Source organism: Streptosporangium sp. NPDC049046 (assembly GCF_040649155.1).
Taxonomy (GTDB): domain Bacteria; phylum Actinomycetota; class Actinomycetes; order Streptosporangiales; family Streptosporangiaceae; genus Streptosporangium.
On sequence record NZ_JBEZEZ010000059.1, the window covers coordinates 1 to 23,621 of the forward strand.

A 23,621-nucleotide genomic window follows, 5' to 3' on the forward strand; every position below is an offset into this window, starting at 1 on the left:
CCCCGGCCGCCCGGCGCCCCCGGGGCGCGGGGGGCGGCCCCCCCCCGGGGGGGGGGGGGGGCCCGCTCCCCGGAGCCGGTCGTCCGGGGCTCAGGGGTCGCTCAGGGGTCGAGGTCGGCGGCGGAGCGCTCGGCGAAGACCCGCATGGCCTTGGCGGTGATCGGGCCGGGCGCGGCGGGCAGCACGGTCTGGTCGACCGCGCGGATCGGCTGGATGTCGCGGGTGGTGGAGGTGAGGAACGCCTCCTCGGCCTCGTACAGGGCCGAGAGCGGGACGTCCTCCTCGATGCCCCCGCACCACTCCAGGGCGAGCGCGCGGGTGACCCCCGCCAGGCAGCCCGAGGCGAGCGTGGGGGTGAGCAGCCTCCCGTCGCGTACGACGAAGACGTTGCTGCCGGTGCCCTCGCAGAGGTCGCCCGCGAGGTTCTCGAAGATCGCCTCGCCTCCGCCCCTGGCCTTGGCGTAGAACAGCGCCTTGGCGTTGTCTCCGTAGGAGGTGCTCTTCACCCCGGCGAGCGCGCCGCGCTCGTTGCGCGGCCAGGGCACGACGGTGACGTCGGCGGTGGCCGGGAACGGCTTCTGCTCGTCGACGATCACCACGGTCGTGCAGCCCTGGTCGCCCCGGTCGGAGCCGAGCGGTCCCGGGCCGCTGGTGTAGGTGACGCGGACGCGGCCGAGCTTCCAGGGCGGGGCCTCGGCCAGGCAGGCGCGGACCCCGTCGGCGATCGCCTCCACGTCGGGGTCGGGCAGATCCATCCGCCGCGCCGAGAGCGTGAGCCGGTCGAGGTGGCGGGTGAGCGCGAACGTGGTGCCGTTCACGCACTTGATGGTCTCGAACACCCCGTCACCGACCATCAAGCCGTGATCGAACACCGAGACGGTGGCCTGATCCGGAGCGACAAGTGCCCCGTTAAGCCATATAGGTACGTTCATCCGACTCCTTCTGAACCTGATGTTGATGCCAGCGCGATGAGCCGGGAGGCCTTCAACTCGGTCTCGTCCCATTCGCGTCGCGGGTCGCTCCCCCAGGTTATGCCCGCGCCCGTACCGAAACGGATCTCGTCGGACGACAACCAGAACGTGCGGATTCCCACGGCCAGGCAGGCCCGCCGCCGGTCGGCGTCGACCCAGCCCACGGTTCCACAGTAGGGCCCGCGCGGCTCGGGTTCGAGCTCATCGATGATCCTCAGAGCCGAGGATTTCGGGGCTCCGGTCACCGAGCCCGGCGGGAAGGTCGCGGAGAACAGGTCCGGCCACCCGTACTCCGGCGCGAGCCGCGCCCGGACCGTGGAGACCAGGTGCACGAGCCCGGGGTGCTCCTCCACCTCGCACAGGGCGGGCACGCTCACCGAACCGACCACGGCGACCTTGCCCAGGTCGTTGCGGACGAGATCGACGATCATCACGTTCTCCGCGTAATCCTTCTCCAGCAGGTCCCCCGCGGTGACCCCGGTTCCCTTGATCGGCCCGGACTCGACCACGTCGCCGTTCCTGGACAGGAAGAGCTCCGGGGAGGCCGACACGACGGCCAGTCCCGGCAGGCTCACCGTGGCGGCATAGGGGGCGGGGTTGCCCTCCGCCAGCCGTACGGCCAGGGCGAGCGGGTCGGGCTCCTCCCCCGCCGGGAGCGGCGCGGTCAGCACCCGGCAGAGGTTGGCCTGGTAGACCTCGCCCCGCTCGATGTAGGCGCGGATGCGCCGCACGCCGTCCTCGTAGGCGGCCCGGTCCAGGGAGGTGCGCCACGACGACGGGTGCGGGCCCCGCCAGGGGCCGCGCGGCGCGGGCAGCGGTGCCCTGCGGACGTCGCCGAACCGGGCGCACGTCACCTTGCCCTCGTAGTCGACCACGACGGCCCACCATCCCTCGCCGTCCAGCGCGGCGAGATCGGTGGTGAGGTCCCGGAGACCGGTCGCCAGATATCCGGTGACATGCGCAAAAGAATCATGCACTTCCCTATTGTCCCGCCGCTCCGGCCAGCAGCCGTACCAGGGTGCGGGCGGCGGGCAGGGGGTTGGGCGGCAGGGCCGCGTAGACGGTCCTGCGCGGGGCGAGGTCGCCCAGGGAGCGGAGCACCAGATCGGGCGGCACGGCGGAGGCCGCGATGGAGGGCACGAGCGTGACGCCGAGCCCTGCCGCGACGAACCCGAACTTGCCCGTCCACTCACCGATCCTGACCGTGGCACGAGGCGCGAACCCGGCGCGGGCGCAGGCCGCGACGAGCGCGGTGGCCCGGCCGGGCGAGGGCGCCTCGATCCAGGCCTCCTCCCGCAGCTCACGCAGGTCGACGATCTCCTCCGCCGCCAGCCGGTGGTCGCGGGGCAGCGCGACGAGCAGCTCGTCGCCGACCAGCTCGACCAGCTCCATCTCCTCCTCGCCCCCTTCACGGGGCGGCTCGGCCAGGTAGTCGCTGATCACCGCGACGTCCAGGTCACCCTCGCGCATGCGCCGCAGCAGACTCCCGCTCGGCCCTTCGATCGGGACGAGCTCGACCCGGGGGAAGTCCTCCCGGAACGCGCGCAGGGCGCCCGGCACGAGCGCGACGTTCGCGGTGGCGAACGCCCCCACCCGCAGCCGCCCCCGGTAGCCGCCGTAGATCCCGGCCAGTTCCTCCTCCGCCCTGGTCAGCCGGTTCAGAACCACCTGGGCGTGGTGGTGCAGAGCCTCACCGGCGGGCGTGAGCCGCACCCCGCGCGAAAGCCGCTCGAACAGCGGGCCGCCCGCCCGGTTTTCGAGCGCGGCGATGCGGCGGGACACGGCGGACTGGGTGTAGTTGAGCCTGACGGCCGCCGCGGTGAACGATCCGGTGCGGGCCACGGTGTCCAGCAGGCGCAACGCCTCGACGTCGAACACATTCCTCCCTTGCATGGCTTACATGCAATCTAGTCATTTGTGGAATGCCTCGCCGGTTCGTAGCGTGGAGCGCATGATCTCCTTTCTCGGACTGGGGCGCATGGGCGCCCCGATGGCCCGGCGACTGGTGAAGGCCGGGTACGAGGTGACGACGTGGAACCGCACCCCCCGCACGGTCGAGGGCGCCGCCTCGGCGGCGTCACCCGCCGAGGCCGTGGCCGGGGCGGAGCTGGTCGTCACGATGCTCAGCGACCCCACGGCGGTGCGGCGGGTCCTCACGGACGCGGCACCGGGACTGCGGGCCGGGACGGTGGTCGCGGAGATGTCGACGATCGGGCCTGAGGCGCTGGCCGGGCTGCGCGACCTGCTTCCCACGGGGGTGGGGCTGGTCGACGCGCCGGTCCTGGGCAGCGTGCGACCGGCCGAGCACGGAACTTTGACGGTGCTGGCCGGGGGCCTGCCCGAGGACCTTGCCCGCTGCCGGAAGGTGCTGGGAGTGTTCGGCCGGGTGCGTGAGGTCGGCGGTCCCGGCGCGGGCGCGGCGATGAAGCTCGCCGTCATGAGCGCGCTGGTGCCCGCCCAGGTGCTGCTCGCCGAGACCCTCGCGTACGCGAGGGCGACCGGGGTGGACACCGCGGACCTCCTGGAGGTGCTCGGCGGCACGCCGCTGAGTGCCCTCGTCGAACGGGTCCGCCCGGCCGTCGAGGGCGGCCCGCATGAGACGCGCTACGCCCTCGGCCTGGCGGCCAAGGACGTGGGGCTGGCCGCGCACGGGACCCAGACGCTCGCCGCCGCGGCCGGGAGGAGACTGGCGGACGCTGCCGCGGCCGGGCTCGCCGAGGCGGACCTGACAGCGATCTTCGCGCACGTCGCCACGACCGGTCCCACAGGGGCGGAGCGGACGGACGACGCGAGCCAGGCGCTACCGGTGGAACGGGAGGTGGCGGAGGGACCGGTCGGGGATACCGGGGACATCGGGGCCACCGAAAACGTCGGGGACGTCAGGGAGGGGGATCCGGGCCGTGTCGGCGTGCGGAAACTGAACCCGGCCACGGTGCCTCCCACCAACGGGCTCTACTCCCACGCCACCGAGGCCGCAGGCCTGCTGTTCGTCTCGGGGCAGGTGGCGCTGGACGAGGAGGGGAAGGTCGTCGGTGAGGGGGACATGACGCGTCAGTCCGAATACGTGATGGACCTGCTGTCACGCGTCCTCGCCGATCGGGGCTGCACGTTCGACGACGTGACTCACATCCGGAGCCATCTGACCGATATATCGCTGTTGCGGGAGTACGCGGCCGTGCGCGAGCGCCACATCACCGGCGAACCCCCGGCCAGCACCACCGTGGAGGTCTCACGGCTGTTCCGGCCGGGGCTGCTCATCGAGGTGGAGGTGATCGCCGCCATCCCCACGAGCCGGTGACGGCGGCCGCGCCCACCCGCCGCGTCGGCGGGCCGGGAGCCACCGGCCCGTGGCCGCTCCCGGCCCGGCTCCGTACCGGCTCTACGACAGAGGGCCGGTGACCGTCTCCGCCGCGGCGACGATCGCGTTGGCCGCGACGAGCTGGACCACCGTCTCGATCTCCGGAGCGAGGAAGCGGTCGGGACCCGGCCCGGGAACGGACTGGCGCACGACGTCCACGACGGCCGCGGTCGCCGCGGCCGGCCGCAGCGGGGCACGCAGATCCAGGGCCCGCGCGGCGGTGAAGACCTCCACCGCCAGCACCCGGGTGAGGCCGTCCACCGAACGGCGCAGCTTGCGCGCGGCCGACCAGCCCATGGAGACGTGGTCCTCCTGCATCGCGGAGCTCGGGATGGAGTCGACGCTCGCGGGCGCGGCCAGGCGCTTGAGCTCGGAGACCACCGCCGCCTGGGTGTACTGGGCGATCATGTGGCCGGAGTCGACGCCGGGGTCGTCCGCGAGGAAGGCGGGCAGGCCGTGGTTGCGGGCCACGTCCAGCATGCGGTCGGTGCGGCGCTCGGAGATGCTCGCCATGTCCGCGACCGCGATGGCCAGGAAGTCGAGCACGTAGCCGACGGGGGCCCCGTGGAAGTTGCCGTTGGACTCCACCCGGCCGTCGGCGAGGACCACCGGATTGTCGATCGCGGAGGCCAGCTCCCGCCCGGCGACCAGGGCGGCGTGCGCCAGGGTGTCGCGGGCGGCCCCCGCGACCTGCGGGGCACACCTGAGGGAGTACGCGTCCTGGACGCGGGTGCAGGTGCCGTCCCGATGGGAATCCATGATCTGCGAGCCGTCGAGCAGTGCCCTGAGGTTGGCGGCACTGGCCGCCTGCCCGGGATGCGGGCGCAGGGCCTGCAGGTCGGCGGCGAAGACGCGGTCGGTGCCCAGGAGCGCCTCCACGCTCATGGCCGCGCTCACGTCGGCGGTCCTGAACAGGCGGGTGAGGTCGTCCATCGCCAGGATGAGCATGCCGAGCATGCCGTCGGTGCCGTTGACGAGCGCGAGCCCCTCCTTCGCCGCGAGCTCCACGGGCTCGATCCCCGCCTGCTTGAGCGCCTCCGCGGCGTCGGCCCGCTCCCCCGCGGCGTCGCGGACGACGCCTTCGCCCATGATCGTGAGGGCCACGTGGGAGAGCGGCGCGAGGTCGCCGGAGCAGCCGAGGCTTCCGTACTCGTGCACGACGGGGGTGATCCGCGCGTTGAGCAGGCCCTCCAGCACCCTGGCCGTCTTCGGGCGCACGCCGGTGCGGCCGGTGGCCAGGGTGTGCAGGCGCAGCAGCATCATCGCCCGGGTGACCTCGATCTCGACCTCGGGACCCGAGCCGGCGGCGTGCGAGCGTACGAGGGATCGCTGCAGCTGGGCGCGGAGCGAGGGGTCGATGTGCCGGGTGGCCAGCGCGCCGAACCCGGTGGAGACGCCGTAGGCGGGGGTGGGGCTCTCGGCCAGCTCGTCCACCCGGGTGCGGGCCGCCGCCATGGCGGCCAGGGCGTCGTCGCCGAGGCGTACCGGGGCACCGTGCCTGGCGACCCTGACGACCTCCTCGAAGCTCAGCGGCTCCGGCCCGATGGTCACGACATCGTTGTCGCGCATACTGCCAACTCTCTCGCGTAGGGTGAGTCGTGGTAACTGGTGAAACCATAGCTGGCTCCTTACATCTCACGATAGCGGCCGTATTCGGTTTGGGGAGTCGCCGGGTATTCGCTAGAGTTCTCACAGTGAGTCCGGGCCGGTCCCGGAAGCACGCGGAAGTGGCTCAGTGGTAGAGCATCACCTTGCCAAGGTGAGGGTCGCGGGTTCGAATCCCGTCTTCCGCTCGGAAAAGGGGCATCCGCCCCCCACTCGGTGGAGTGGCCGAGAGGCGAGGCAACGGCCTGCAAAGCCGTCTACACGGGTTCAAATCCCGTCTCCACCTCTGGTTTTCAGCGAGGACGATTAGCTCAGCGGGAGAGCGCTTCCCTGACACGGAAGAGGTCACAGGTTCAATCCCTGTATCGTCCACCATCCGCCACGGAACACGGCGAAACGGCCGTCGACGTCCCCGCTCGGGGTCGTCGACGGCCTTCTTTTTGTTCCACCCGTTCCGGGCCTGTTCCGGGCCGACCTCCATCGGCCCGGCCGGGTTTCCTGTCCCTGACCCCGTCGCCATCGGCCCGGACGGGCCACCCGCCGCCCGCTTCGCCCGGCGAGCACCCGGCCCGGCTCGTCCGAGCGGTTACGGGCCGCCCACGGACCGGGGTGTGATCAGGCCCGACTCGTAGGCGAGGACGACGAGCTGGGCACGGTCGCGGGCACCGGCTTTGGTCATGGCGCGGCTGACATGGGTCTTGGCGGTGAACGGGCTGATCACCATGTGCGCGGCGATCTCGTCGTTGCTGAGGCCCCGGCCGACCAGTGCCACGACCTCCCGCTCGCGCCTGGTGAGGACCTTCATCGCGCCGTCCGTGCTCACGTCGGGGCGCCGGGAGACGTACTGGTCGATCAACTTGCGGGTGATGGCGGGCGAGAGCAGGGCGTCGCCCCGCGCGGCCACGCGGACACCGTGCAGCAGGTCCTCGGGTTCGGTGTCCTTGACCATGAATCCGGCCGCGCCCGCGCGCAGGGCGTCGAAGACGTACTCGTCGAGCCCGTAGTTGGTGAGGATGACGACGTGCACACCGGCCAGGTCCGGGTCGGCGGCGATCCGCCTGGTCGCCTCGATACCGTCGAGGACGGGCATCTGGATGTCGAGGAGCACGACGTCGGGAACGTGCCGGGCGGCCAGTTCGACCCCCCGCAGCCCGTCGGCCGCCTCGGCCACCACCTCGATGTCGTCCTCGGCGTCGAGCAGGGCGCGAAATCCGGCGCGGATGAGCGCCTGGTCGTCGACGAGCAACATGCGGATCACCGGGCGCCCTCCGGCGAAAGCCCGGCGCGGGCGCGCGTCACGGGGAACCGTCAACGGGAAGTTCGGCGCGGACGCTGAAACCGCCCTCGCTGCGGGGGCCGGCGCGCAGCCTCCCGCCGAGCGCGGTGACCCTCTCACGCATGCCGCTCAGCCCGACCCCGGGCGTCGGTACGGCGCCGGGATCCGCCCTCCCGTCGTCGTCGATCTGCACGGTCAGCTCCTTCGGGCCGTAGGTGATGCGCACCGACGCCGCCGCGGGACCCGCGTGCCTGGCGGCGTTGGTGAGCGCCTCCTGGACGATCCGGTACGCGGTGCGGTCGACGTCCACCGAGAGCGGCCGCCGCTCCCCGTCCACGACCACGGTCGCGGGCAGGCCCGTCGCCCGCGACCGTTCGACCAGCTCGGTGAGGCGGTCGAGCCCGCTGACGGGCGGCTCGTCGTCGCGCAGTACCTCCAGGGTGACGCGCAGCTCTCTCATCGCCTCCCCGCCGGCCTCCTGGATGGCGAGCAGCGGCGCGGACACCTCCTCACCTCGCTTGCGGGCGAGGTGGACCGCGACCCCGGCCTGTACCTTGATCACGGAGATGCTGTGGGTGAGCGAGTCGTGCAGTTCCCTGGCGATCCTCAGCCGTTCCTCGTCCGCGCGGCGGCGGGCCGTCTCCTCTCGGGTGCGCTCGGCCTCGGCGGCGCGTTCCTCCGCCCGCCTCAGGTCGTCCCGGCGATGGCGGGAGACCACGCCCATGACGCCGGCGGCGACGAACCAGCCGACCAGCAGGCCGGTCGACTGCTGAGGGAGTCCCCCGGACCCGGTCCCCGACGACAGGCCGGCCACCAGATCACCGCTCAGGAAGACGACGCTCGCGGCCACCGCGGCGGCACGGTGACCGGTCAGTACCGCGGTGTGGACGGCCACCAGCACCGGGAAGGCCGTCGGAGGCCCGACACCGGTCCTTACCGAGTAGGCCGTCATGCACACCGCGGTGACCAGCGCGACCACGACGGGAAGGCGGCGGCGGACGGCGAGCGGCAGGGTGCCGGCGAGCAGCAGCGCGTACTCGACCGGCCCCGGCCCATGCGGACCGCCCTGCTCCGGCCCGACCAGCGTCGCGACCACCAGCAGCAGGGCGATCCCCCCGGCGAGTGCCGCGTCGGGCACCTGATCGCCCTCACCGCGCACCCCGCCGCCCCAGGTGCGTACGCGATCGCGCCATCCGTACGCGTGCCCCCGCGGTCCGCGCACGTGCCCGCGCCATTCGCGTATGCGATCCATGCCCGAACAGTAGACCGGGCGCCGCCTCCTCCGCCTCCTCCGCGGAGAGGGGACCGGAGCTACTCCCGCTGGAGTAGGCCCGGGATCGCTACGCCCCCGGTGGCGGGCGCGAGAGCATCCGCCGATGCGACGCCCGGGATCGGGCCGGTCGGCGACCATCGACTCACCGACCGGCCGACGACCACCGGCCTGACCATCGGCCATCGCCCCGGCACGGGCCGGCCGGAGGCAGAACCCGGCCGCTGGAACCACCTCGCTCCGGAACACCGCCGCCGGATTTTCTGACGGCGGCATTCCGGCCGACCATCACGAAGGGAACGACGGTAGATGGCGAACACCTTCCGATACGTGACTCCCGTTACGCCCGAGGCCGCGACCGGCCGGATCGCCGCCGTCTACGGCCAGGCGACCACCGACTTCGGCCTCGCCAGGATGCCGGTCCTCATGACGCTCTCCCCCGTCCCCGGCCTGCTCGCCGCGACCTGGGCGCTGCTGCGCGAGTCGCTCGTGGCCGGCCCCGCCTCCAGGACCGGCAGGGAGGTGGTCGCGCTCGGCGTGTCCATGGCCAACCGGTGCCCGTACTGCGTGGCCGCGCACACCACCCTGTTGCACGCCACCGGCGACCACCGGCTGGCCGAGGACATCTCACGCGGCGACACGCCCGCCGACCCCGGACACGCCGCGCTCCTCGGCTGGGCGACGGCCACCCGAACACCCGGCGCGGCGGGCCCGGAGCCGGCGCCGTTCCCGGCTGAGCACACCGCCGAGTACGCCGGCACCGCCCTGACCTTCCACTTCATCAACCGCATCGCCTCTGCCCTGCTGACCGACAGCATGCTGCCCGGCAGGCTGCAGGATTCCCGGCTGGTCCGCAACCTGAGCGGCAGGGTGCTGGCCCGCACCGTACGCAGGCGACTGCCGGCCGGTGAGAGCCTCCCCTTTCTGGCGGAACCACCCGCGCTCCCGGAACCCGTCTGGGCGGCGGGCACACCGGTGGGTACCGCCTTCGCCGCGCTTCGGGAGGCGGCGGGCGCGGGCGGGGCGCTGCTCGGCGAGCGGGCCCGCGCGGCCGTGCTGGAGACGGTCGGCGCATGGGACGGCGAGCATCCCGCGATGGGTGGCGGGTGGCTGGACGGGCCGTCGGCGGACCTGACCGGCTCCGACCTTCCCGGGGCGAGACTCGCCCTGCTCACCGCGCTGGCACCGTACCGCGTCACCGACGCCGATGTCGCGGCCTGGCGAGTCACCCACCCCGACGACGCGGACCTGGTACGGCTCATCGCGTACGGCGCGATCACCGCTGTCGAAGGCGTCGAGGCGTCGATCCGCCGGGATCTGCCCGAGCCGTCCGGAACAAGATCGCGGACCGCGCCGCCGTCGCCGTGACAACGGCGCACGACGACGTGATCGGCCTCGAAGGGTGGTTCGAGCCCTTCGGCCCGTTCACCTGTGCACCACTCTCTCGCCGGTACCCGAGAGGCCGCCGATGCACCCCGGGCGCCGCCGGGCCGGGTGAGCCCGGCGGCGCGGTTCTCAGCGGTCGGCGGGCGGCGACTCCAGCGACTCCAGCCAGCCCTCGATGGCACGGGCCATCGAGGGTGACCTGTCCTCCAGCATGGTGTAGTGGTCACCCTCGACCTCACGGAGGACGTGGTCGGTGTGCCAGGAGGCGCGCCAGTCGTCGGTGACGGGTATCTCGCCGTCGAAGCCGGTCAGCGGGGTGTCCGGGTGCAGGAACAGGATGGGCGCGCGTACCTCGCCCACCGTGCTCTCACGGAACAGCCGGTAGTAGCGACCCATCGCCGCCAGCCGTGCGCTGGTGAACGGGCCGAACGACGCCTCCCTGTCGAACATGCCCCGCACCAGTTGCATGCCGATGTCGTCGATGACCTTGTCGTCGGGCATGAAGGTGTCCAGCAGGACCAGTCCTCGCGGGTTGATCCCGATACTCTCCAGGTAGCCGACGGCGGCGTGCGCGAAGATACCGCCCGCGCAGTAGCCGAGGACCACGAACGGCTCGTCCCCCGCGGCCCGGCGTACGGACTCCGCCCACACCCGCACCGCGGCGTCGACCGTACCGGGAAGCCTCTCCTCCTTGGCGAAACCGGGCACCGTGAGCGCGAAGAGGTCCCGGACACCGCGGAAGTTCGCGGCGAGCCGGGCGAACTGGGTCGCCCCGCCCAGCGCCATGGGGGTGCTGAAGCAGAACAGCGCGGGTGTGCCGGGCCCGGAGGCGAGCTTGACCGGCGGCGGGATCTCGTCGAGCTCCTCGACCGAGGAGAAGGAGGGACGCAGGTCGGCCATCGCCCGCAGCAGCCCCATGGCCTCGTGCATCTTCCCCGCGCGGGCGGCCTCGTGGAACAACGCGCTGGGGGTCTCCGAGGGGTCCGCACCGCCCGGCGCGTTCTCGCCGGCACCGTCCAGGCGGGCCGCCAGCTCGCCCAGGAGGTGTTTGGCCAGGTCGGAGGGGTTGGGATAGTCGAAGACCACCGTCGCGGGCATCCGCAGCCCGGTCGCCTTGACAAGGCCGTTGCGCAGTTCCATGGAGGTCAGCGAGTCGAAGCCGGCCTCCAGGAAGTTCTGGTGCGCGTCGACCGCCTCGGGGCCGGGGTGGCCGAGCACCCTGGCGGCGTGCGCCCGTACCGCCTCGCGGAGCACGTCCAGTCGCTCCTCCTCGGGAAGCCCGGAGAGCCTCGCCGTCAACGGCGCTCCGTCCGTCTCCTCCTCGGCGTCGCCGTCGTAGAGGATCGCGGTGACCTCGGGAAGGGCGCGCAACAGCGGGCGGGACCTGGAGAGGGTGTATGCGGGGGCGAACCGGCTCCAGTCGATGTCGGCCACCACCAGGTGGGACTCGTCGTGGTCCAGGGCCTGGCCGAGCGCGGCCGTGGCCGAGGAGGGCTCCATGGCACGCACGCCGAGGCGGCGCAGCCGGGAGCCGACCTCGTCGTCCACCATGCCGCCGCCGCCCCAGGCGCCCCAGGCGACGCAGGTGGCCGCCGTTCCGCGGGCGCGGCGCCGAGCGGCCAGCGCGTCCAGGAACGCGTTCGCCGCGGCGTACGCCGCCTGTCCCCCCTGCCCCCACACGGCGGCCCCCGAGGAGAACAGCGCGAACAGGTCCAGCGGCCGGTCGCCCAGCAGTTCGTCCAGGTGACGCGCGCCCACCACCTTGGCCAGCCCGACCTCGGCGAACTCCTCGACCGTGGTGCCGGGCAGCGGCGCGCCGTCCCTGACGACGCCGGCCGCGTGGACCACCGCGCGCAGCGGGTACTCGGCGGGCAGCGAGTCCAGCAGGCGGCGGAGGTCCTCGCGGTCGGCGACGTCGCACGCGGCGATCGTGACTGTGACGCCCAGGGCCGCGAGCTCGGCCTCCAGCTCGGCGGCGCCCTCGGCGGCGCGTCCGCGCCGGCTCGTCAGGAGCAGGTGCTCGACGCCCCGGCCCGCCAGCCAGCGGGCCACGTGCGCGCCGACCCCGCCGGTTCCGCCGGTGACGAGCGCGGTGCCGCTCAGCCGCCGGACACCGCCGGAGCCTGAGGCGCTTTCGACCGCGCCGATCGGTGCCCGCACCATCCGGCGGGCGAGGATCCCGTTCTGCCTGACCGCCAGTTGTTCCTCTCCGCCCGGCCCTGCCAGCACGCCGCAGAGGCGGTCGACGGCCCGCTCGTCCGGGGAGGGGGGCAGATCGACGAGGCCGCCCCAGGTGTCCGGGTGGTCCAGGGCGAGGACGGTACCGATCCCCCAGACCTGTGCCTGGAACGGGGCGGCGTCCCCGCTTCGTCCCGGCTCCGCCCGGGAGGTCTGCTCGGCCCCCGAGGTGCCGGTGTCCACCGCGCCGGAGGTCACGGCCCACAGCGGCGCCGTGACGCCCGCGTCGCTCAGGGCCTGGACGAGGGTGACGGTCGCCGCCGTGCCGCGTGAGAGTCCCGGGTGCACCGGGTGGAGGTGTTCGTCCAGCGCCAGCAGGGAGAGCACACCGGTCACGGACTCGTCGGCGAGCCGGTCGCGCAGCGCCGAGGTGAGCGCGGCGCGGTCCTGCCCGCCCACCTCGAGGGGAATCACCCGGGCGCCGTTCCTGGCGAGCCCCGCGACGACCGCGGTCGTCGCGGGGGCGTCGTCCGCGGGCAGGGCGACCAGCCACGAGCCGGTGAGCGTGCCACCCGCCGGCTCGCCGACCGGCCGCCAGGCCACCCGGTAGCGCCAGGAGTCGATCGTGGCCCGCTCCCGCGTGCGCCGACGCCAGGAGGACAGCGCGGGCAGCATCTCGTTCAGGACGTCGGGAGCGACCCGCAGGTCGTCGGCGAGGCTCAGCGCGTTCCCGTGCTCGACGGCCTCCCAGAAGGCGGTGTCCACGGGGTCGGCGGCCGGGGTCCGCACGGCCGCCGAGGACTCCAGCCAGTAGCGCCGCCGCTGGAAGGCGTAGGTCGGCAGGTCAACCGGGCGGGCCCCGGGATACAGGCCGGACCAGTCGACGGTGACGCCCCGGACGTGCAGCTCGGCGGCGGAGGCGAGCAGCCGGGGCAGCCCGCCCTCGTCGCGGCGCAGGGTGCCGGTGACGACGGCGTCGTGGCCGAGCGCGTCGAAGGTCTCCTGCAGGCCCATGGTGAGCACCGGGTGCGGGCTGGCCTCGACGAACACGCCGTACCCCTGCGCGGCGAGCGCGCGGACGGCGCCGTCGAAGCCGACCGTGCGGCGCAGGTTGGTGTACCAGTACTCGGCGTCGAGACCGGTGGTGTCGATCCAGTCGCCGGTCACCGTGGAGATCATCGGCACCTCGCCCGAGCGGGGCTCGATCGGCCCGAGATCACGGAGCAGGCGCTCGCGCAGCTCCTCGACCTGCGCGGAGTGCGAGGCGTAGTCGACGGGAACCTTCCTGGCCCGCACGCCCTCCCCGGTCAGCTCGTCGATCAGCTCGTCGAGGGCGTCCGGGACGCCGGAGACCACGACCGAGCGGGCCCCGTTCACCGCCGCGACGGAGATCCGGTCCCGCCAGGGCTCCAGCCGCGCGGTCAGCTCATCGACGGGCAGCCCGACGGAGACCATGCCTCCGCGCCCGGCGAGCACGTCGCCGATGGCCCGGCTGCGCAGGGCGGCGACGCGGGCGCCGTCGTCGAGGGAGAGCGCCCCGGCGACCGTGGCGGCGGCGATCTCCCCCTGGGAGTGGCCGATCACGGCGTCGGGGCGGATTCCGTAACCGCTCCAGAGGCGGGCGAGCGACACCATGACCGCCCACAGCACCGGCTGGACCACGTCCACCCTGTCCAGCGGGGGTGCCCCCGCCTCCCCGCGCAGCACAGCGGACAGCGACCAGTCCACGAACGGCGCCAGTGCCCGCTCGCAGTCGGCGAGGTGCGCGGCGAAGAGGGGGGAGGCGGCGAGCAGTTCCGTGGCCATCCCGGCCCACTGCGAGCCCTGGCCGGGGAAGACGAACACCGTCTTGCCCGGCGTCCCGGCCGCCACCCCGGTGACCGCGCCGCCGACCGGGTCGCCCGAGATCAGCCCGCGCACGCCGGCCAGCAACTCCTCACGGTCGCGTCCCACCACCACGACCCGGTGCGGGAAGGCGGTGCGCGCGGCCAGGGCGAGGCCGATGTCGGCGGCCGGCCGTCCCGGGTGCTCCTCGGCGTAGGCGAGAAGCCGGTCGAGCTGTGCTCGCAGGACGGGCGCGCTCTTCGCCGAGACCGCCCACGCCGCCGCACCGCCCGGCAGCGCGAGCATCGGCGCCGGCTCCCCAACCTCCCCCGGCTCCCCGGACGCGCCTTCGGCGGCCGGGGCCTGCTCGACGATCACATGGGCGTTGGTGCCGCTGACGCCGAAGGAGGAGACTCCCGCACGGCGGGGCCGGTCCACGTCGTCCGGCCACTCGACGGGTTCGGTCAGCAGTCGGACGTTCCCCGCCGTCCAGTCCACGTGGGAGGAAGGCTCGGACACGTGCAGGGTGGCGGGCAGGACACCGGCGCGCAACGCCATCAGCATCTTGATCACGCCCGCGACCCCGGCGGCGGCCTGGGTGTGGCCGATGTTCGACTTGATCGAGCCCAGCCAGAGCGGCCGGTCCTGCGGACGGTCCCCGCCGTACGCGGCGAGCAGGGCCTGCGCCTCGATCGGGTCGCCGAGGGTGGTCCCGGTACCGTGCGCCTCGACGGCGTCCACGTCGAACGCGGCGAGACCGGCGTTGGCCAGCGCGCGGCGGATGACCCGTTGCTGGGACACCCCGTTCGGGGCGGACAGGCCGTTGCTCGCACCGTCCTGGTTGACCGCGGAGCCGCGGATGACCCCGAGGATCGGGTGACCGTTGCGGCGCGCGTCGGACAGCCGCTCCAGCAGCAGCATGCCCGCGCCCTCACCCCACCCCGTACCGTCGGCGTCGTCGGAGAACGCCTTGCAGCGGCCGTCTCGCGCGAGACCCCGCTGGCGACTGAACTCCACGAAAGCCTCGGGCGTGGCCATCACGGTCACCCCGCCGGCCAGGGCGAGCGTGCTCTCCCCGCGCCGCAGCGACTCGCACGCCCAGTGCAGCGCCACCAGGGACGACGAGCACGCGGTGTCGACGGTGACCGCAGGACCCTTGAGCCCGAACACGTAGGCGACCCGACCGGAGATCACGGCGGTGGAGTTGCCGGTCAGCAGGTGGCCCTCCACCCCCTCCGGCAGCGCGTCCAGGCCGGTGCCGTACCCGCTGGAGAAGGCGCCGACGAAGACACCGGTCTGGCTTCCCTTCAGCGAGGTCAGGTCGACGCCGGCCCGCTCGAACGCCTCCCACGACACCTCAAGAAGCAGCCGCTGCTGCGGGTCGGCGGCGAGCGCCTCACGCGGCGAGATACCGAAGGAGCCCGCGTCGAAGTCTCCGGCGTCGTAGAGGAAACCGCCCTCACGGGTGTAGCTGGTCCCCGGCCGGGTGAGCTCCGGATCGTACAGGGTCTCCACATCCCAGCCCCGGTCGCCGGGGAACTCCGAGACGCCGTCGCGACCCTCCGCGACGAGCCGCCACAGCTCCTCGGGGCTGCGCACGCCCCCGGGGAACCGGCATCCCGCCGCGATGACCGCGATCGGCTCGCGGTCCTTGGCCTCCACCTCGCGCAGCCGCTGCTGGGCCTGCTGGAGGTCCGCGGTCACCCGCCGGAGATAGCCGAGGAGCTTCTGCTCGTCCGCCATGTCACGTCACCTTCCCCACACGTCGAGCCGAGCGCCCACCGCTGGGGCGTTCGGTACGGAGAGACCGTTCATCACGGCAGGAACATTCGGGAACACTGGGCTCAGAGCCCCTTGTCGATCAGTGCGAACAGTTCGTCGGCGCTCGCCGACTCCACGCCCTCGCCGACGGCCGCGCCTGCTCCGTCCGGCTCGGGCCTGTCTCCGCGCCACTGGGCCAGCAGACCTCCCAGACGTGTGGCGATCGTGAACCGCGTCTCCTCGTCGGGGGTGATCTCGGTGAGCACCCGGCCCAGCCGGTCGAGTTCCCGCAGGACCTGTGCCTCGGTCGGCGCCTCGTCCGGCACCAGTTCCGCGCGCAGGTAGTCGGCGAGGGCGGTCGGGTTCGCGTAGTCGAACACCAGCGTGGCGGGCAACCGCCTGCCGGTCGCGGTGTTCAGCCGGTTGCGCAACTCGACCGAGGTGAGCGAGTCGAAGCCCATCTCGTCGAAGGCCCGGTCGGCCTCCACCTGGTCGGTGGAGGTGTGGCCGAGCACGGCGGCGACCTCGGCCCGCACCAGGTCGAGCAGCATCCGGTGACGGTCGGCCGCGGGGAGCGCGGCCAGGCCGGCGAGCAGGTCCGCGCCGGTCTGCCCGCCCCCGGCGGCCGTCGCGGTACGGCGGGCCGGCGCGCGCACCACACCCCGCAGCAGCGGCGGCAGCCGGTCGCCCTTGGCCGCCAGCGCCTTGGCGTCGAGGCGGATCGGCACCAGCGCCGACTCCGGCCTGCCCGCCGCGGCGTCGAGCAGGGCCAGGCCCTCCTCCGGTGTCAGCGGCACGACACCGTCGCGGGCCATCCGGCCGATGTCGGCGTCGGTGAGAGTACCGAGCATGCCGCCGACCTCGGCCCACGGGCCCCAGGCGAGCGAGAGCGCGGGCAGTCCCCGCGCGCGCCGCAGCCCGGCCAGCGCGTCCAGGAACGCGTTGGCCGCGGCGTAGTTACCCTGCCCGGTGCTGCCGAACGTGCCGGCCACCGACGAGAACAGTACGAACGACGACAGGTCGAGGTCGCGGGTCAGCTCGTGCAGGTTCAGCGCGGCGTCCGCCTTGGGGCGCAGCACCCTGTCCACCCGGTCGGGGGTGAGTGAGGCGATCGTCCCGTCGTCCAGTACGCCCGCGGCGTGCACCACCGCGGTGAGCGGGTGCTCGGCGGGCACCCCGGCCAGCAGCTTCGCCAGGGCGGTCCGGTCGGCCGCGTCGCAGGCGACGATCTCGACGTTCGCCCCCAGGTCCGTCAGTTCGGCACGCAGCCGCTCCGCCCCCTGGGCGGCGGGACCGCCACGGCTGGTCAGCAGGAGGTTGCGGACGCCGTGGGCGGTCACGAGGTGGCGGGCGACGAGGCCGCCGAGGCCGCCGGTGCCGCCGGTCACCAGCACGGTGCCGTCCTGGGCGAGCGGGACGGGCATGGTGAGCGCGACCTTGCCGACGTGTCTGGCCTGCGACAGGAAGCGGAACGCCTCGGGGGCGCGGCGGATGTCCCAGGCGACCACCGGCAGCGGCCGGATCGCCCCCCGCTCGAACAGGTCGAGGAGTGCACGCAGCATCTCCCCGATCCGGTCGTACCCGGCCTCGACGAGGTCGAAGTCGCGGTAGCGGACGCCGGGATGCTCGGCGGCCACGGCCTCGGGCGGGCGAACGTCGGTCTTGCCCATCTCCACGAACCGGCCGCCGCGTGGCAGCATCCGCAGCGAGGCGTCGACGAAGTCGCCCGCCAGCGAGTTGAGCACCACGTCGACCCCTCCCCCGCCGGTCGAGGCGAGGAAGGAGGATTCGAAGTCCAGGGTGCGTGAGGAGGAGATGTGGGCCTCGTCCAGACCCATGGAGCGTAGGACGTCCCATTTGCCGGTTCCGGCGGTTCCGTAGACCTCGGCTCCGAAATGCCGGGCGAGTTGCACGGCCGCCATGCCCACTCCGCCCGCGGCGGCGTGGATCAGCACCTTCTCCCCCGCCTTCAGGGCCGCCAGGTCCACCAGCGCGTAGTACGCGGTGAGGAAGGCGACCGGCGTCGACGCGGCCTGGGCGAAGGTCCAGCCGCCGGGCACGGCGACCAGCTGGCGGTGGTCGGTGACGGCCAGCGGGCCGAACGCGCCGCCGTCGAACATGCCCATCACCCGGTCGCCCTCGGCGAACGCGGTGACGCCGGGACCGACCTCCACGACGCGGCCCGCTCCTTCGAGGCCCATCGCGCCCGCCTCACCCGGATACATGCCGAGCGCGTTGAGCACGTCCCGGAAGTTCACCCCGGCGGCGCGGAGCTCGACCCTGACCTGTCCCGGTGCCAACGGGGCGACGGCCGCGGGCGCGTCCAGGAAGGCCAAATTCTCCAGGGTGCCCTTGTCCAGGCTGTCCATCCGCCAGGAGGCGGCGCCCTCGGGCGGCACGAGCCCGGCGCCGGTCGCCCGGACGAGCCTGGCGGCCAGCACGGCTCCTCCTTCCCTCAGCGCCACCTGCGGCTCGCCGGTCGCGAGCGCGGCGGGGAGCCGTCCCGCCGACGCGGCATGACCGTCCAGGTCGGCCAGGACGAACCTGTCCGGGTTCTCCGCCTGGGCGGAACGGACCAGGCCCCACACCGCGGCGCCCGCGACGTCACGGGCGCTCTCCCCGGACCCGGCGGAGACCGCTCCCCGGGTCACGAAGACCAGCCGGGAGTCGTCGAGGCGGTCGTCGGCCGACCAGGCCCGAGCCAGGTCCAGCGCCCGCTGAACGGCCGAGCGGACGGCCCCCGCCACAGCCTCCGTGCCGGTTTCCGTGTCGATCTCGGTGTCGGTGTGGGGTCCGGCGGCGTGAGCGTGGTCATGAGCGGGGGTCCCGCCGGCGCTCTCCGCGCTCACGAGGACGACGTCGGGAACGGTCGCACCGGAGTCGAGGGCCGCGACCAGCTCCTCGATCCCGGCGTAGGAGGCCGGGGAGATCCCGGCCGCGCGCAGCGCCTCCCCCGCGGCGGGGACGTCGCCGCCGAGCAGCGCCCACTCCCGCACCGGTACGGTCCCGGCCTCGGCCGGGACCCACTCCACCCGGTGCAGCGAACGCCCGGGGTCCGTGCGTGCGCCGGCGAGGTCGGCGGAACCGATGGGCCGCAGTACGAGCGAGCCGATCGACACGACAGGACGCCCGGCCTGGTCGGCCGCCTCCAGGCGCAGCGAGTCGCCCCCGGTCGGCACCACCCGCACCCGCAGCCCTGACGCCCCGGCGGCGTGCAGTTCCACCTCCGACCACGTGAACGGCAGCGCGGCGTGCTCCGTCGAGGCGTCACTGAGGGCGAGGGCGTGCAGGGCGGCGTCCAGCAGGGCCGGGTGGACGCCGAAGAGGGCGGCGTCGGCGGCGACGCCCTCGGGCAGCGCGATCTCGGCGAACACCTCGTCGCCACGCGTCCAGGCCGCCCTGAGGCCGCGGAAGGCCGGACCGTAGCGGAGGCCGAGGTCGACGAGCCGGTCATAGAGGCCGTCCGTCTCCACCGGCTCGGCACCGGGCGGCGGCCACTCACCGAGGTCGAAGTCGCCGGACGGGGCGGACGGCGCGAGGAGGCCGGTGGCGTGCCGGGTCCACGCCTCGTCGGCCGCGGTCTCCTCGGCACGTCCGTAGACGCTGATCGCACGGGCCCCGGAGTCGTCGGGCGCGCCGAGCACGACCTGCACCTGGACACCGCTCTGGCCGGTCAGGACCAGCGGGGCCTCCAGGGTGAGCTCCTCGATCCTGTCGCAACCGACCTGGTCCCCGGCGCGGACGGCGAGTTCCACCAGCCCGGTACCGGGGAACAGCACCGTCTCGCCCACCGCGTGGTCCGCGAGCCACGGGTGTGTGCGGGCCGAGAGACGGGCGGTGAACAGGTGTCCACCGGAGTCGGGCAGCTCGACGGCGGCCCCCAGAAGGGGGTGACCCGGCGTGTCGAGGCCGACGGACTCGGGGTCGCCGGAGGTGGGGACGTGCAGCCAGTAGTCGCGGTGCTGGAAGGCGTAGGTGGGCAGTTCGACCCGGCGTGGTCTCCCCACTCCGGCCGCGGTGGCGGCGTCGGTGAAGAACGCCTCCCAGTCAACGGCCACCCCCCGCGTATGCAAGGCGCCCAACGCCGTGACCAACTCCGAAGCCTCGCCACGATCCCGGCGCATCACCGGCACGAACACCGCCCCAGACCCCACCCCCGAACCAGCACCGTCACCGGAACCGTCGCCGGCCAGGCACTCCTGCCCCATCGCCGACAACACCCCGTCCGGCCCCACCTCCACGAACGTCTCCACCCCCGCAGAAGCCAACACCCCCACCCCATCGGCGAACCGCACCGCACCACGCACCTGCTCCACCCAATACTCCGGCGAACACAACCGCTCCGCCGTAACCTGCTCCCCCGTCAACGTCGACACGATCGGAATCCGCGGCGGGTCGTAGGTGAGCGTCCTGGCCAGGGTGCGGAAGTCCTCCAGCATCGGGTCCATCAACGGCGAATGGAACGCGTGCGACACCCGCAACCGCCTCGTCCGCACCCCCCGCTCCTCCAAGGCGGCGACCACCTCAAGCACCGCCTCCTCCACCCCGGAGACCACCACCGACGCGGGACCGTTCACCGCCGCGACCGACACCCGCTCCTCACGCCCAGCGAGCAGCTCGACGACCTCCCCCTCGGAGGCCCGCACCGACACCATCGCCCCACCCGCAGGCAACGCCTGCATCAACCGCGCCCGACCCGCCACCAACACACACGCATCCGCCAGCGACAACACCCCCGCCACATGCGCCGCCGCGATCTCCCCGACCGAATGACCAGCCAGCACACCCGGCGCCACTCCCCACGAGGACACCAACCGGAACAACGCCGTCTCCACCGCGAACAACGCAGGCTGCGCCCACCCGGTCCGATCCAGCAACTCCGCTTCCGCAGATCCCGGCTCGGCGAACAGCACCTCGCGCAACGACCCCTCAAGCAGCGGGTCCAGCTCGGCGATCACCGCGTCCAACGCCGCCGCGAACACCGGGAACCGCTCATACAGCTCCCGGCCCATCCCGGCCCGCTGCGACCCCTGACCGGTGAACAACACCGCCACCCGGCCATCACCCACCCGCCCCCGCACCACACCCGAACCGCCGGCTACCGCCGACAACCCGGCCACCACACCCCCACGGTCCCCGCCCACCACCACCGCACGATGATCGAAGGCGGACCTGCCGGTGGCCAGTGAGTACGCGATGTCCAGCGGCCTCAGGTCCTCGCGCTCCTCCACGAACGCCGCCAGGCGGGCGGCCTGCGCACCCAGCGCCTCCTCGCCGCGCGCGGACACCACGAACGGCAACGGCAATCCCCCGGTGAGCTCCGCCGTCGGAACCGGCAGAGCCCCCTCGATCTCGGTGTCGACGGGCGCGGGGGCCTGCTCGATGATGACGTGGGCGTTGGTGCCGCTGATCCCGAAACCGGAGACTCCCGCGCGGCGCGGGTGGCCGTTCTCCGGCCACTCGACGGGCTCGGTGAGCAGCGACACCGCACCCGCCGACCAGTCGACGTGCGGGGTGGGCTCGTCGACGTGCAGGGTTCTGGGCAGCAAGCCGTTCCGGAGGGCCATCACGACCTTGATGACGCTCGCCACCCCGGCGGCGGCCTGGGTATGGCCGATGTTGGACTTCACCGAACCCAGCCACAGGGGACGATCGGCCGGGCGGTCCTGACCGTAGGTGGCGAGCAGCGCCTGGGCCTCGATCGGGTCGCCGAGCATGGTGCCGGTGCCGTGCGCCTCCACCGCGTCGACGTCGGCGGCCACCAGTTCGGAGTTGGCGAGCGCCTGGCGGATGACGCGCTGCTGGGAGGGACCGTTCGGAGCCGACAGGCCGTTGCTGGCGCCGTCCTGGTTGACCGCGCTGCCCCGCACCACCGCCAGCACCGGATGACCGTTGCGACGCGCGTCCGACAGCCGTTCCAGCAGCAGCAGGCCGATCCCCTCGGAGAAGGCGGTGCCGTCGGCGGCCGCGGCGAAGGCCTTCACCCGGCTGTCGGGGGCGAGGCCGCGCTGGCGGCTGAACTCCACGAAGATCTCGGGAGTGAAGATGATCGTGACGCCGCCGGTGATGGCCATGGAGCACTCGTCCCTTCTGAGGGACTCGCACGCCAGGTGCAGGGTCACCAGTGAGGACGAGCAGGCGGTGTCGGCGGTGACCGCGGGTCCCTCCAGGCCGAGGGTGTAGGAGATCCGCCCGGACATGACGGCGGTGGAGGTGCCCGTCAGCAGGTGACCCTCGACCCCCGCGGGGAAGACCCCCTGGCCGATGCCGTACCCGCTGGAGGCCGCGCCGACGAAGACGCCCGTCCGGCTGCCCTTCACCGTGGCGGGATCGATGCCCGCCCGTTCCAGCAGTTCCCACGAGGTCTCCAGCAGCAGTCGCTGCTGCGGGTCGGACGCCAGTGCCTCGCGCGGGCTCATCCCGAAGAAGCCCGCGTCGAAACCGCCGGCGTCGGCGACGAACCCGCCCTCGCGGGCATAGGTGGTGCCGGGGGTGTCCGGGTCGGGGTGGTAGAGCCGGTCCAGGTCCCAGCCCCGGTCCCCGGGGAACCCGGACATGGCGTCCTTCCCGTCCGCGACCAGCCGCCAGAGTTCCTCCGGGCTGTTCACCCCACCGGGCAGGCGGCAGCTCATTGCCACGACCGCGATCGGCTCGCGTTCCCTCGCCTCCACTTCACGCAGGCGGCGTCGGGTGTGCTGCAGGTCGGCGGTGGCACGCTTGAGGTAGTCACGCAGCTTGTCGTCATTCGGCATCGGACGTCAACCAGCCTCGGGGCAGTAGGGATTCGTCATGGGGTGCTCCGTCAAAAGACACCGTCGGGAGGCGCCGTCAGGAGGCGCCGAGTTCCCCGTCGAGGACCGCGAAGAGCTCGTCGTCGGTGACCGACTCGAAGTCCTGCCGGGGCTCGGTCTCCACCGGGTCGCCGTGCGTGTCGTCCCACTTGCGGAGCAGCGCCCGCAGCCGGGCTGTGATCTTGTCGGTGTCCCCGCCGTTCCTCGCGTACAGGAGGGTCTCCAGCCGGTCGACCTCCGCGAGCACGGACGCGGAGGGGTCGGCGGCGGGCGGGGCGATCTCGGCCCTGATGTGCTCGGCGAGCACGCCGGGGTTGGGGTAGTCGAAGACCAGGGTGGTCGGCAGGCGCAGCCCGGTGGCGCCACCGAGCCGGTTGCGCAGTTCGACGGCGGTGAGCGAGTCGAACCCGAGCTCCTTGAACGCCCTCTCGGGTTCCACCGAGTCCACGCTCGTGTGCCCGAGCACCCCGGCGGCCTCGGCGCAGACGAGCTTGACGAGCGCGGTCAGCTGCTCGTCCTCCGACAGACCCGCCAGGCGCTGTTCGAGCCCGGAGGCGCCGGAGGTGACGCCTCCCCCGGTCCGGACGACCCGGCGGGCGGGGGCGCGGACGAGACCCCGCAGCAGCGCGGAGCGCAGGCCGTTCTCGCCGCGCAGCGCGGCGAGGTCGAGGTTGATCGGCACGAGCAGCGCCTCGTCGAAGGCGCGGGCCGCGTCGAACAGGGCCATCCCCTCCTCCGACGACAGGGCGACCAGTCCTGAACGGGCCATCCGCTCCACGTCGGCGTCGGCGAGGTGGCCGGTCATGCCGCTGCGCTGGTTCCAGAAACCCCAGGCCAGCGAGAGCCCGGCCAGCCCCTGAGCCCTGCGGTGCGCCGCCAGCGCGTCGAGGAAGGCGTTGGCGGCGGCGTAGCCGCCCTGCCCCGCCCCGTCCAGCACCGCCGCGGCCGAGGAGAACATCACGAACGCCGACAGGTCCAGGTCACGGGTGAGCTCGTGCAGGTTCCACGCCGCGTCCACCTTCGGCCGCAGCACCGCGTCCACCCGTTCCGGGGTGAGGGATTGGACCAGTCCGTCGTCGAGGACGCCGGCGGTGTGCACCACCCCCGTCAACGGCCGATCCGCGGGAATCCCCGCCAACACAGCCGCCAACCCCTCACGATCGGCCACATCACACGCCACCACACTCACCTGCGCCCCCAA

Annotated in this window: 11 protein-coding genes and 3 tRNA genes; 5 read left to right on the top strand and 9 right to left on the bottom strand. The window is 73.3% G+C overall.

Annotated features, from left to right (window positions below; all coding sequences use genetic code 11):
* Positions 1-101 precede the first annotated feature (101 nt).
* From AB0B96_RS39745 to AB0B96_RS39755, 3 genes are read right to left on the bottom strand one after another with little or no spacing between them, the layout of a single operon-like run.
* On the bottom strand, positions 102-932 hold the full coding sequence (locus tag AB0B96_RS39745) for an aminotransferase class IV (protein WP_350949126.1): 831 nt from the start codon (positions 930-932) through the stop codon (positions 102-104).
* Entirely contained in the window at positions 929-1,948 is a 1,020-nt protein-coding gene (locus tag AB0B96_RS39750; RefSeq protein WP_362907346.1) for a chorismate-binding protein, read from the bottom strand. The genes AB0B96_RS39745 and AB0B96_RS39750 overlap by 4 nt, the downstream gene beginning before the upstream one ends.
* A 4-nt stretch (positions 1,949-1,952) precedes the next feature.
* Positions 1,953-2,864 (bottom strand): LysR family transcriptional regulator, encoded by a 912-nt coding sequence (locus AB0B96_RS39755; RefSeq protein ID WP_362907348.1) that lies wholly within the window; start codon positions 2,862-2,864, stop codon positions 1,953-1,955.
* A 58-nt stretch (positions 2,865-2,922) separates the two neighbouring features.
* On the opposite strand from AB0B96_RS39755, the gene AB0B96_RS39760 reads away from it, so the two are divergent.
* Positions 2,923-4,269 (top strand): NAD(P)-binding domain-containing protein, encoded by a 1,347-nt coding sequence (locus AB0B96_RS39760; protein ID WP_362907350.1) that lies wholly within the window; start codon positions 2,923-2,925, stop codon positions 4,267-4,269.
* Between the two features lie 81 nt (positions 4,270-4,350).
* Here the strand turns inward: AB0B96_RS39760 and hutH are convergent, their stop codons facing one another.
* On the bottom strand, positions 4,351-5,898 hold the full coding sequence (hutH, locus tag AB0B96_RS39765) for a histidine ammonia-lyase (protein ID WP_350949122.1): 1,548 nt from the start codon (positions 5,896-5,898) through the stop codon (positions 4,351-4,353).
* A 152-nt stretch (positions 5,899-6,050) separates the two neighbouring features.
* On the opposite strand from hutH, the gene AB0B96_RS39770 reads away from it, so the two are divergent.
* From AB0B96_RS39770 to AB0B96_RS39780, 3 genes are all read left to right on the top strand, one after another.
* Positions 6,051-6,122, top strand: a tRNA-Gly gene (locus tag AB0B96_RS39770).
* 27 nt (positions 6,123-6,149) lie between these two features.
* A tRNA-Cys gene (locus AB0B96_RS39775) sits at positions 6,150-6,220 on the top strand.
* A gap of 14 nt (positions 6,221-6,234) precedes the next feature.
* Positions 6,235-6,309: transfer RNA gene (locus AB0B96_RS39780), tRNA-Val, on the top strand.
* Positions 6,310-6,520: 211 nt separating this feature from the next.
* On the opposite strand, the gene AB0B96_RS39785 is transcribed toward AB0B96_RS39780, so the two are convergent.
* Positions 6,521-7,192 carry a response regulator transcription factor gene (locus AB0B96_RS39785; RefSeq protein WP_362907353.1) on the bottom strand — a complete coding sequence of 224 codons (672 nt, stop codon included), beginning with the start codon at positions 7,190-7,192 and terminating at the stop codon, positions 6,521-6,523.
* A 37-nt stretch (positions 7,193-7,229) separates the two neighbouring features.
* Positions 7,230-8,462, bottom strand: a complete 1,233-nt coding sequence (locus tag AB0B96_RS39790) for a histidine kinase (RefSeq protein WP_362907355.1) — start codon at positions 8,460-8,462, stop codon at positions 7,230-7,232.
* A gap of 348 nt (positions 8,463-8,810) precedes the next feature.
* Between AB0B96_RS39790 and AB0B96_RS39795 the strand changes: the two genes are divergently transcribed.
* Complete coding sequence (locus AB0B96_RS39795; RefSeq protein WP_362907357.1) at positions 8,811-9,848, top strand: carboxymuconolactone decarboxylase family protein; 1,038 nt, start codon at positions 8,811-8,813, stop codon at positions 9,846-9,848.
* A 147-nt stretch (positions 9,849-9,995) separates the two neighbouring features.
* Here AB0B96_RS39795 and AB0B96_RS39800 read toward each other — a convergent pair whose 3' ends face one another.
* The 3 genes from AB0B96_RS39800 to AB0B96_RS39810 form a co-directional block, all read right to left on the bottom strand.
* A complete protein-coding gene (locus AB0B96_RS39800; RefSeq protein ID WP_362907359.1) occupies positions 9,996-15,611 on the bottom strand; it encodes a type I polyketide synthase in 5,616 nt (1,871 codons plus the stop codon).
* A gap of 101 nt (positions 15,612-15,712) precedes the next feature.
* Positions 15,713-22,381: an SDR family NAD(P)-dependent oxidoreductase gene (locus AB0B96_RS39805; RefSeq protein ID WP_362907361.1), complete on the bottom strand. Its 6,669-nt coding sequence runs from the start codon at positions 22,379-22,381 to the stop codon at positions 15,713-15,715.
* A 76-nt stretch (positions 22,382-22,457) separates the two neighbouring features.
* A partial coding sequence (locus AB0B96_RS39810) for a beta-ketoacyl reductase (RefSeq protein WP_362907363.1) occupies positions 22,458-23,621 on the bottom strand: 1,164 nt, incomplete at its 5' end.

Coding starts and splice junctions, on each gene's coding strand:
- AB0B96_RS39790 (WP_362907355.1), bottom strand. CDS start 8,462: ATGGATCGCATACGCGAATGGCGCGGGCACGTGCGCGGACCGCGGGGG.
- AB0B96_RS39755 (WP_362907348.1), bottom strand. CDS start 2,864: ATGCAAGGGAGGAATGTGTTCGACGTCGAGGCGTTGCGCCTGCTGGAC.
- hutH (WP_350949122.1), bottom strand. CDS start 5,898: ATGCGCGACAACGATGTCGTGACCATCGGGCCGGAGCCGCTGAGCTTC.
- AB0B96_RS39800 (WP_362907359.1), bottom strand. CDS start 15,611: ATGGCGGACGAGCAGAAGCTCCTCGGCTATCTCCGGCGGGTGACCGCG.
- AB0B96_RS39805 (WP_362907361.1), bottom strand. CDS start 22,381: ATGCCGAATGACGACAAGCTGCGTGACTACCTCAAGCGTGCCACCGCC.
- AB0B96_RS39760 (WP_362907350.1), top strand. CDS start 2,923: ATGATCTCCTTTCTCGGACTGGGGCGCATGGGCGCCCCGATGGCCCGG.
- AB0B96_RS39745 (WP_350949126.1), bottom strand. CDS start 932: ATGAACGTACCTATATGGCTTAACGGGGCACTTGTCGCTCCGGATCAG.